Genomic DNA, 11,268 nt, shown 5'->3' with positions numbered 1-11,268 from the left:
GGTACATTTCCCGTTTTAGTTTTGCGTAAAATGATTAAAAAACGCTCCTTTTCTTAAGTCATATGTCTGGGTTTTAGCGTTAGTTAATAATTATTGTATTTCCCTTTTTAGAATATGAAAATTGATGTTCCAAATTAATATAGCCTAGGACTTGCTCAATATTTTCAACGTCAACATTGAATGACGCACTAAACACTTCTTTATTCAATATTTCGTTACGACATTCGATAGAAACGTTATAACTTCTTTCGAGCTTTTTAATAATATCTCTAAAAGCCAAACTTCTAAATACGATTTTCCCATCGATCCAACCTGTATATAGATCAAGATCAATTTTTTCCATGCTTATGTTTTTTTGATTTTTATTCCAACTTGCCATATATCCAGGCTCCAAAAGAGAAGTATTGTTTGGTTGAAGCGTATCGTATACTTGAACCGACCCTTCTACCAGCACCGTCCTAATGTGATCATCCTCTGGATAAGATGTCATATTAAACTTTGTACCTAACACAGTAACTCCCAATTCTCCTGTAAAGACAGTGAAGGGATGAGTCACATCTTTAGTCACGGCAAAAAAGGCCTCGCCATCTAAAAACACTTCGCGCTTATGTCCTGTTAAAAAGTTTGTAGGAAACTTTAAAGTGGTGCCAGAATTAATATCGACCACTGTTCCATCAGAAAGTTCTAATTTAATTTTCTTCCCATTAGGTACGGTTAATTCACTGTACATCAAACCCTCAGATGAATAATCCCCGTGATACTTTAAGATCCCTTTATGCTGGGTGAAAATTGTACTGCCCTTTTTATCTAAGACAGGAATCGAAACTTCAGGATTAATCGATTGTACCGTTCCGTCTTCCATCCTCAATGTAATAGCGTTTGGATCAATAGTACCTATCGGTTCAGAAAATGATGAAAAATTATAATAATAGACAAATGAAGCCCCAGTAATTGCTAACAATACAGCAGCGGCCCGATATAATCTTTTGACAAAACCATATCTTTCTTTTAATTTTAGTTCTTTCTGTATTCTTTTCCAGTCTTGCTTCTTCGATTTTTCTATCGCTTTACGCTGTTTTTTTCTTGCTAATACACTATTCTTTTCTGTAAGACTTTGAACTATATATTCTTCTTCCTTTTGAGACCAATGCGTTTGTCTTTCCCCAACGTCGACCTTCCTGCCTTCTAAAATAGAATGAGCAATTTCCTTCGATAACTTAAAAACCTTTTTTAGACTATTCATCGACAATTTTAATGGTAATTACTAAAAACAATTACCTCTAAAACGACAATAATCTAAAAGAGGGTGAATAAAATTTATAAAAAATATTTAATTCATAAAATGGGATATATCAAAATAAGAAATATGTCTTTTTTTAACAATACCCTCAATTTTCGATATGCCAGTTTTTTTTGTGTTTTTACCGTATTTATCGATACGCCAAGTTCTTCTGCTATTTGTTCGTTGGAGAGTCCCTGCATGGCCAACCTCACAACCTTACCACTCTTTTTAGGCAATGTATTCATTGCCTTTTCTATGATTTCGGAAGCTTCAGAGATAATTATTTCTCTGGCTAAATATGCATCACTCTCTAAATCTTTAAAATCTATTTGGACAGATAAATTCTTCTTTTTATTATAACTGCTTTTTAAAAAATCTATACTTTTATTTTTAACCGCTGTATACAAATATGACTTCATCGCTGCTTCATCTCGAATTACGATGTTCTTTTTCCAAACCTTTACAAATACTTCTTGCACTATATCCTTTGAATCGTCCAAACTATCTAAATATTTATTCGCGAATAAACATAAAGGGGTATACAACGTATTAAACAACACCTTGTAATCTTTTTTATTCATTTGGAGTTTTTCTTCGAACAATGGAAAAAAAAAATTAAACCAGAAACAAGCCCCTTACCCTAAAGGACCCCTTTTAGTTTTTAGTCTTTTAAAAATCATTTAATTGTTCCAAGGCCTCTTCTAAAGTCTCTACCGGAAGTTTACAAGTATGGTCCTGACATACGTAGATATAGGTACCATCCTCAACAAACCGCCCTTTAAACAATGGCGATTCACTGCTTTTATCAGCCCCCACCACCAGCACATTGGGCAGGTGCTCCTTGTACAGCTGTGCCATTAAGTTCTTGGCATCAGGGCCAACAACGGCAATTTCATAATATGGATAGACCGTTTTTAACATCAGGGAGTTCCATTTGGCATAGCTATAGGCATTGTCTTTTACCATAGGAAGCATGGTAGATAGCATGGTTCTTGCTTTTTTGGTTGCCTCTTTATTGTAGTCTATATGTCCCAAAAGCAACAAATTCTCGGCCATGACCGCATTTGGGGAAGGCATTACCCCGTCGTCTGTTTTAATTATTTTAGCTATTAATTCTTCACTAGAGTTAAAACTGAACATCCCAGATGATTCATCCGAAAATTTTGTAGAAGCGTCTTGCATTAGCTTTTCGGCAAATTCTAAATATTCTGTAGACATACTTGCACGATATAAATTAAGAGAAGCATTTGCCATTAAGGCATACCCTTCTATATAGCCCTCGCTTCTTTTTCCTCCTTTTTTATAGGAATGAACCAATTGGTCCTTTTGCAGGCTGTTAGTCTTAATGAACTTATAGATTTTCTCGGCTTTCTGTAAATACTGAGGATCGCCAAAAGCACTGTAAGCCTCTACAAACCCATTGATGAGTAAGGCATTCCATGAGGTAATGATCTTATCATCAATTAACGGAGGAGTCCTTTTATTTCTATGGGTCAGTAATTTATCCTGCCAGTTTTGTTTTAGAGCATCTAATTTTTCTAGGGTAAGGCCGTTTTCCTTGGCAAATTCCTCATCTCCTATTTTTCTAAAAAGCACATAAGAATCGTTCTCCCAAATATTAGACCGGCTAATGTTAAAGTATTTGGAAAAGATATCAAAATCGGTCTTTAGGACAGCTTTCAGCTCCTCTTCTTTCCATATATAAAACTTCCCTTCTTCCCCTTCACTGTCGGCATCGATCGCAGAATAATATGCTCCTTCGGCATTTTTCATTTCACGATCTAAAAAGGCAATGGTCTGCTCGACCACTTTTTTATACAAAGGATCTTTAAAAATGGTATACGCTTTGGAATACACGCTTAACAACTGTGCATTATCATAAAGCATTTTCTCAAAATGTGGAATTTTCCAGCGAGCATCTGTACTATATCGGTAAAAGCCGCCAGCAATATGATCGTAAACACCACCCATAGCAATATTATCTAGGGTTGTCTTTACAAAAACTTTGGTTTCCTCATCCTTAGTAATAGCGGCATAATCCATTAGAAAATCCAAGTTCACTGGGACCATAAATTTCTGGTGTCCTTTATTTCCTCCCCATTTCAAATCCCAATTAGCCTTCCATTTCTGAACGCTTTCGGAGAGTACTTCTTTTTTTAATCCGCCCAAATCCGACACTGGCTCAATGATGTTTACATCTTCGATTCCTTGGGCCACCATGTCGGCATATTCATTAGCCTTCTTAGGATCTTCTTTATATAGTTTACTTACCTCGGCCAACACCTTCATCCATTGTTCTTTGGTATGATAGGTACCCCCATATATCGGCTTCCCATTTGGCAAGGTAATGACATTCAATGGCCAGCCTCCATTGCCTTTGATCAATTGCAAAGCGGTCATATATACATGGTCAACATCGGGTCTTTCTTCTCTGTCGACTTTGATATTAATAAAATTCTCGTTCATCAATTTGGCAACCTCCTCGTCTGCGAAAGTCTCCTCCTCCATCACATGACACCAATGGCAAGAAGAATACCCAACACTAACCAATACTAATTTATCTTCTTTTTTAGCTTTTGCTAAAGCCTCACTACTCCAAGGCTTCCAATTAACCGGATTATGGGCATGCTGTAATAAATATGGACTGGTTTCATGAACAAGATCGTTTGTGAATTTATGGTTCATTTTTTGTCCCTTGCTATCTAAACAAGATAAGCATATTAAAGAAGATATAAGAATTAGGTTTAAAAAGGTAAGTCGTTTATAATGCCGAATCATGTTGATTTTTATTTAGTCTTGGGCTAAAATACAATAATTGTATTCAATTTATGAATGGAAATGAAAGCTATTTAAAGAGGCTTTTTATTTCTCTCTTGTAAGACATTTTAAAGTGATTTTACGCTCCTTTACTTCCTATAATCGACTACAGCAGGGCTAGTAGAACATGGAGAGGACACTAATACCCGTTGCTTTAATATACAAATAGCGCCCTTTTTAATTAAAGGCTACTTAACTGACTAATACTTAAAACAAAACAGCTGCTTAACGTTATAAAAGATAAAAAGATTTCTTTTTTTGGTTTTCAGTTATATCTTAGGGCTTCTTAATTTTACTTAAAAATTTCTTAATGAAGAAGGTCATAACTTTTGGCGAAATACTCCTAAGATTGTCCACGGAAAAACACCTTAGGTTTTCACAAGCGACAAATTTTAATGCCAATTATGGGGGTGGAGAGTTTAATGTTGCCGTTTCCCTGGCCAATTTTGGTCATAAGGCCGAATTTGTTAGTCGCTTGCCCCAAAACGATATCGGCCAAAGTGCCTTACAAGAAATAAGAAAACAAAATGTGGCCTCTCAAAACATGTTGTTTGGAGGAGATCGTTTAGGGATCTATTTTTTAGAAACAGGCGCTGGTTCTCGTGGTAGCAAAGTAGTCTATGACCGCGCTCAAAGTGCTATTGCTGAGATAGAAATAGGCATGATCGATTGGAAGACTGTTTTCCAAGGTGCCGATTGGTTTCATTGGAGCGGTGTAACTCCCGCTATTTCTGCCAATGCCGCAGCTGTTTGTTTAGAAGCTGTTAAAGTGGCCCACGAAATGGGACTTACCGTATCTGCCGATTTAAATTATCGTTCCAAACTCTGGAAATACGGCAAAGAACCTAAGGAGATCATGCCAGAATTATTGCACTATAGCCATGTTATTTTAGGAGATCTGGATACCGCTTTTTTTATGACGGGAAAGGAAAAAGCACATCCTAACTATCAGGATACTGAAAGCTTGCCCGCCTTATATGATACCTTATTTAAGGAGTTTCCAAATTTAAAAATAGTGGCTACTACCTTGCGATATTCCATAAATGCCTCGCATCAGAAAATTGGGGGCATCGTTTATGACAGTAAAGATATTTACACCTCCCCTATAAGAGAAGCAAACCCGGTAGTTGACAGGGTTGGAAGTGGCGATGCCTTTATGGGAGCCTTAATACACGGCTTATTACAAGAAGACAATAATCTACAAAGGACCATAGATTTTTCAGTAGCCGCCTGTTGTCTAAAACACAGCATTGCAGGCGATTTTAATTTAGCGACCCTTGAAGAAATACAGCAATTAGCCAGTGGCGATTCGTCGGGCATAGTAAGTAGATAACGATAATAAAATAAGTATGTCACAATTTTCGAGAATAGAAGTTGCCGCACTAATGAAAGAAACTGGACTTGTCCCGCTTTTTTATCATCCGGATGTGGCCTTGGGAAAAAAAATATTAAAAGCATGTTATGATGGGGGTGCTCGCCTTATAGAGTTTACCGCTCGTGGAGATTTTGCTCACGAAGTCTTTGCTGAACTCAATAAATATGTCATTCGGGAATTGCCCGAAATGGCCGTTGGGGTCGGCTCTATTACTGATGCCGCAGCGGCCTCTCTTTATATGCAAATGGGGGCCAACTTTATAGTTACGCCATCCCTGAGAGAAGATATCGCTGTTGTCTGTAATCGTAGAAAAGTACTATGGAGTCCAGGATGTGGTAGTCTTACAGAAATAAACAAGGCCGAAGAATTGGGATGTGAAATAGTAAAATTATTCCCTGGAGCCAATTATGGCGCCGATTTTGTAAAGGCCATTAAAGGTCCACAGCCTTGGACCAGTGTTATGCCTACCGGAGGGGTCACCTTAGAGGAGGAAAACTTAAAAGCTTGGTTCGATGCCGGGGTAACCTGTGTAGGAATGGGGTCTAACCTTATTAGTAAAACTATATTAGAGAATAAGGATTACGCCGCATTGGAGTCTCGAGTAAGGGAAACGTTAGCCTTAATAAAAAATATCCGATCCTAATTTTAAATTAAAATTTTCTTTGTTTATGCCATTAAAACGAAAAGAAAGTGTCTATCCTTCTTTTCGTTTTAATCATAAGACGCTTCCCAAACGCTCATAAGAACATTTAAAAATAGCTCCTAGTATATTAATTTGGGCGTTCCCTCCTTCGTCGGGCGGGCCCTTGTCTATATCCCTTGCTACGCTGCGGGGATGCCGCCGCGGTCCCTAACGCAAAAAAATGCCTCACCAAAGTCGAATCAGCTTAAAATTAGTAAACCTAAAGCTTATTGGGCCCTACTTAGAAGAACCCCAGCAATCTACCCCCGAACATAGAAGGATTGCAAATAATACCAAAACCTCATCGGGCTACTTTTAAAGTGGCAGCATAGATTTCCGTATTCCCATTTCTAATCCCCGTAATTCTGCAAGTCCCTTTAACCTTCCTATGGCCGAATAGCCTGGATTTGTTGTTTTCTTAAGATCGTCTAACATTTTATGCCCATGATCGGGGCGCATCGGCATTCTGACATCCTTCCTGCCTTGTCTGCTGCGTTTAAGTTGTTCTTCTACCAATGCCTTAATTACACCATACATATCTACATCGCCCTCTAAGTGATTGGCCTCATGAAAATTGCCCTCCTCATCTCTTTGTGTACTTCTCAGGTGAATAAAATGAATGCGATCTCCTAGGTTTTTTACCATTTGAACCAAATCGTTGTCCGGCCGAACCCCAAAGGATCCGGTACAAAATGTAAGTCCGTTATGGGGGCTATTAACGGCTTCGTACATTTCCATGATATCCGCTTCGGTACTCACTACTCTTGGCAGTCCCAAAATTGAAAACGGAGGATCGTCTGGATGTATACACATGTTTACACCTGTGCTTTCGGCTACAGGAATAATCTCCTTCAAAAAAGAGAACAAATTGTTTTTTAATGCTACTGCATCAATAGTATTGTAGGTAGCCAATATTTTATTGAATTCCTCCAAGCTATACCCCTCCTCGGCTCCGGGTAGTCCAGCAATAATATTGTTCACCAAAACGGCTTGTTCGGTTGTACTCAATTTTTCTAAGTAACTCTTAGCCGCTTCTTTTTCTTTATCGCTATATCTCACCTCTGACCCCGGTCGTTGTAACAAAAAGAGTTCAAAAGCAGCAAAAGCATCCTTTTCAAAACGCAAGGCAGTAGCTCCATTTTCTAAAGGATACTCTAAATGGGTCCTTGTCCAATCTAAAACCGGCATAAAGTTATAACAGATAGTATCTATTCCGGCCGCCGCCAAATTTATGATGGTCTTCTTGTAATTGTCAATATACAACTGAAAGTTTCCTTGTCGGGTTTTAATACACTCGTGCACTGGCACGCTTTCTACCACGGACCAAGTAAGCCCTGCTTCCGTCAGTAGTTTTTTTCGCTTTTCAATTTCGTGTACAGGCCATATTTCCCCATTAGGAATATGGTGCAGCGCCGTAACAATACCCGTAGCACCAGCTTGTTTTATATCCATTAAAGATACCGGATCCTTAGGGCCGTACCAACGCCAAGTATTTTCTAATCTTAAACTCATTTAGTTGTATTTATAGGGACCCCTTCTGTTTTTATTTCGATATTTAAACTAAGATACCTCTAATTAACATGCAAGATAAAAATTTTACCGTGTACGTACACAAAATAAAAAAACCCAATTCAAAAATCTTTTTAAATCTCAACTCCTTTAATACCTTTGCCATACAACCTAAGGCATCTTATCCTAAGACATCTTGGAAACACCTATTCCTAAAACAGCGACATTATATACATTTTATTATGTCAATAAGGCACTATGATTACAATTAAAGAAATTGCAGAAAAAGCCAAAGTTTCGGCAGGGACGGTAGATAGAGTCCTGCACAACCGCGGAGGAGTCTCCAAAAAGACGGAAGAAAGCGTAAAGAGAGTTCTAAAGGAAAATAATTTCACGCTAAATGTTATCGCTAGCAGACTCGCTTCGCGAAAAAAATACCACATAGCTGCTTTAATCCCCAAACACAACTCTTCTAATTTATTCTGGAAATCGCCTCTTTTAGGCATCTTGGAAGCCGCCAAGGAAGTGGAGGAGTATGGGGTCAAGGTTACTAATTTTCTCTATGAACAAGACTCGCAAAGCTCTTATATTCAAGAGGGAAACCATCTGATAGATACCAAACCCGATGCCGTAATCATAGCGCCGACCTTTTATGAGGAAACCAAGGATATTGTCACAAGATTAGAAGAAAAGAACATTCCTTATCTGTTTTTAAACATAGATCTTAAAGGGTTTAAAAACCTGTCTTTTATAGGCCAAAATTCCTTTGACGGTGGATATTTAGCTGGTAAACTTATGCATTTGTGTACCAGAGGGGAGCATCAGGTTTTAATTGTCCAAACACACTTGCAAGACCATAATTATCACGTCACCAAAAAAAGAATAGAAGGCTTCACCTCCTATTATAAAGATCAGATTGCCACTTTAAAAGTAGTACATTTAAACCTTCATACCCTAGATAACAAAACCATCGTAAAAGAAGGCTTACATTCAATTTTAAGTGCACATCCCCATATAAGGGGAATTTATGTCCCTTCGAGCAGAATTTCAACTATTGCCAATGAAATAGAAAGCCAGCGGTTAAAACAAATTAGAATGATCGGCTATGATACTACAGCCCCTAATATTCAGTCTTTAAAAGAAGACAAAGTAACATTTTTAATTTCTCAAAAATCTTTTGACCAAGGGTATCAGGCTGTTCTTTGTTTTTCTGACTTTTTTATAAAAAAAATGCTTCCTCTATCAAGAATATACTCCCCATTGGAAATCATTACCAAAGAAAACATCTCCTATGGTAAAGCGTATAAAAAAGGAAAGCCCTTGTAGTGTTTCACCGCAAAATGGCTGTTTTTTCAGATAAGAACCTATCAATATTTCAACAATAATCTAGCTTGGTGTTATATATTTTATAAAAAAGCTTTAACTTCCCATAACGCCTTGGGAAAGGCTGTAAAAAATGTATAAAATTCCTCCCTTTTTGAGCCCAATATTTTGCCATAACCGTATTATTTACGGCAAATAACTATGATTTCTGAAATAAGTCCATTTTTGCCTTAAATTTGTTTGTACAAGGCCTTTAAATTGGATAGTTTATAGTAATTTTATTGATTCAACCAAAAATGAACAAAAATCTATCTATTCATGATTAAAAGTAAATTTGATAAGGTAACCAGTTTTGAAAAACGATTCGAAAAAATCAACACGGTTATCTTTGAAACTTCTGAGGTTGCGTCCAAAGCAGCCGCTTTGGAAATTGCCACACTAATTAAGAAAAAGCAGGATGCAAATGAGATGTGTGTGCTTGGACTTGCTACAGGATCTACTCCAAAACGCTTGTATGCCGAACTAGTTCGTTTACATAAGGAAGAGGGTCTTAGCTTTAAAAATGTCATCACCTTTAACTTGGACGAGTACTATCCAATGGAACCGGATGCGATTCAGAGCTATGTCCGTTTTATGAAAGAGCTTCTTTTTAACCATGTGGATATTGCTCCTGAAAACTACCATATTCCGGATGGAATGTTATCCAAGGAAGATATTGCTGACTACTGTAAAGAGTACGAAGCTAAGATTGATGCCTTAGGTGGTATAGATTTACAGATTTTAGGGATTGGTGGAAATGGTCATATTGGTTTTAACGAATCTGGATCATTACCAAACTCAAAAACAAGGTTGGTAACTTTAGACCATATCACAAGAGTTGCTGCCAGTTCAGATTTCCAGGGCTTAAACAATACTCCAAAAACAGCCATCACCCTTGGTATTAAGCAAATAATGCAAGCCAAACAAGTTCTTTTAATGGCTTGGGGAGAAGGTAAATCTTCCATTATTAGAGAATCTGTTGAAGGACCAATCACTGAAAAAGTCCCTGCTTCTTATTTACAGGAACACCCTAATAGTATTTTTATTTTAGACCAAGGCTCTTCTTCTCAATTGACAAGAGTAAGCACGCCATGGATCGTAGAAGAGGTGAAGTGGGACGCAAAACTTATCAAGAAAGCCGTTGTAGGGTTGGCCTTAAAATTGGACAAGCCGGTATTAATGCTTACCGAAGCCGATTATATTGAGAATGGTATGAGCGACTTATTGACGGAAGTTGGTAATGCTTATGACATTAACATTAAAATATTCAACAAACTTCAGCACACTATCACTGGATGGCCAGGAGGTAAACCTAATGCTGATGACACCAATAGACCTGAAAGAGCAGAACCTGCAAAAAAACGTGTTCTAATTTTCAGCCCGCATCCAGACGATGATATCATTAGTATGGGAGGTACTTTTATGCGTTTGCAAGAACAAGGTCATGAAGTACACGTAGCATACCAAACTTCTGGGAATATCGCTGTTGCCGATGATGAGGCACTTCGTTTCTCCGATTTTGTTATCGACTACAACCGTTCTTTTGGAATAGACAATGAGAAGTCTGTTGGAATTTACAAAAAGGCTACCGAGTTTATAAAACACAAGAAAACTAGTGAAATAGACATTCCTGAGGTTAGAAACATCAAAGGTCTTATTCGTCGTAGTGAAGCAAGAGCAACGAGTCACTATGTTGGACTTTCCGATGATCAAATTCATTTTAACGATTTACCGTTTTACGAAACTGGTACCATTGAAAAAAATCCTTGGGGAGAAGCCGATATCAAAATTACGATGGATTTAATTGAGCAAATTAAACCTCATCAAATTTACGCCGCTGGAGATTTAGCCGATCCGCACGGAACTCATAAAGTATGTTTGGATATCATTTTTGAATCTTTAAAGCGATTGAAAAATGAAGATTACATGAAAGACTGTTGGGTTTGGTTGTACAGAGGTGCTTGGCAAGAATGGGATATCGAAGATATTGAAATGGCAGTACCTATGAGTCCTAGTCAGGTTTTGGCGAAACGATATGGAATCTTTAAACATCAATCTCAAAAAGATGGTGTGGTATTCCAAGGGTCAGATTCTAGGGAATTCTGGCAACGTGCAGAAGACCGAAACGGCGAAACTGCAGCTAAATATGATGATTTAGGCCTTGCCCACTATGCGGCAATGGAAGCCTTTGTTCGATATATATTTTAATCCGAACTAAGAACCATATAAAAGAGGCTGCCT

8 protein-coding genes are annotated in these 11,268 nt (G+C 37.8%); 4 read left to right on the top strand and 4 right to left on the bottom strand.

Annotated elements, in window-relative coordinates; translation table 11 throughout:
- Window positions 1-79: 79 nt before the first annotated feature.
- The 3 genes from HCG49_RS10855 to HCG49_RS10845 all read right to left on the bottom strand — a co-directional run bounded on the left by HCG49_RS10855 (window position 80) and on the right by HCG49_RS10845 (window position 3,967).
- The gene (locus HCG49_RS10855) at window positions 80-1,243 is read right to left on the bottom strand and encodes a FecR family protein (RefSeq protein ID WP_168469558.1); all 1,164 of its coding nucleotides are present in this window, start codon (window positions 1,241-1,243) and stop codon (window positions 80-82) included.
- A gap of 92 nt (window positions 1,244-1,335) precedes the next feature.
- Complete coding sequence (locus tag HCG49_RS10850) at window positions 1,336-1,863, bottom strand: RNA polymerase sigma-70 factor (RefSeq protein ID WP_240938683.1); 528 nt, start codon at window positions 1,861-1,863, stop codon at window positions 1,336-1,338.
- 88 nt (window positions 1,864-1,951) lie between these two features.
- A complete protein-coding gene (locus tag HCG49_RS10845) occupies window positions 1,952-3,967 on the bottom strand; it encodes a thioredoxin domain-containing protein (protein ID WP_240938682.1) in 2,016 nt (671 codons plus the stop codon).
- A gap of 442 nt (window positions 3,968-4,409) precedes the next feature.
- On the opposite strand from HCG49_RS10845, the gene HCG49_RS10840 reads away from it, so the two are divergent.
- Both HCG49_RS10840 and HCG49_RS10835 read left to right on the top strand, forming a co-directional pair.
- Window positions 4,410-5,432, top strand: coding sequence for a sugar kinase (locus tag HCG49_RS10840; protein ID WP_168469556.1), 1,023 nt, complete (start codon window positions 4,410-4,412; stop codon window positions 5,430-5,432).
- Between the two features lie 16 nt (window positions 5,433-5,448).
- Window positions 5,449-6,117 carry a bifunctional 4-hydroxy-2-oxoglutarate aldolase/2-dehydro-3-deoxy-phosphogluconate aldolase gene (locus HCG49_RS10835; RefSeq protein WP_168469555.1) on the top strand — a complete coding sequence of 223 codons (669 nt, stop codon included), beginning with the start codon at window positions 5,449-5,451 and terminating at the stop codon, window positions 6,115-6,117.
- A 354-nt stretch (window positions 6,118-6,471) separates the two neighbouring features.
- Here HCG49_RS10835 and uxuA read toward each other — a convergent pair whose 3' ends face one another.
- Window positions 6,472-7,668, bottom strand: coding sequence for a mannonate dehydratase (gene uxuA / locus HCG49_RS10830; protein ID WP_168469554.1), 1,197 nt, complete (start codon window positions 7,666-7,668; stop codon window positions 6,472-6,474).
- Between the two features lie 255 nt (window positions 7,669-7,923).
- Here uxuA and HCG49_RS10825 point away from each other — a divergent pair, with 255 nt between their 5' ends.
- Both HCG49_RS10825 and nagB read left to right on the top strand, forming a co-directional pair.
- On the top strand, window positions 7,924-8,991 hold the full coding sequence (locus tag HCG49_RS10825) for a substrate-binding domain-containing protein (RefSeq protein WP_168469553.1): 1,068 nt from the start codon (window positions 7,924-7,926) through the stop codon (window positions 8,989-8,991).
- Window positions 8,992-9,306: 315 nt separating this feature from the next.
- Window positions 9,307-11,235 (top strand): glucosamine-6-phosphate deaminase, encoded by a 1,929-nt coding sequence (gene nagB, locus HCG49_RS10820; RefSeq protein ID WP_168469552.1) that lies wholly within the window; start codon window positions 9,307-9,309, stop codon window positions 11,233-11,235.
- Window positions 11,236-11,268: the final 33 nt, after the last annotated feature.

This window comes from Arenibacter sp. 6A1 (assembly GCF_012272855.1).
Lineage (GTDB): Bacteria > Bacteroidota > Bacteroidia > Flavobacteriales > Flavobacteriaceae > Arenibacter.
Note: the sequence above shows the minus strand (reverse complement) of the source record. Positions and strands in the feature narration are given on the sequence as shown.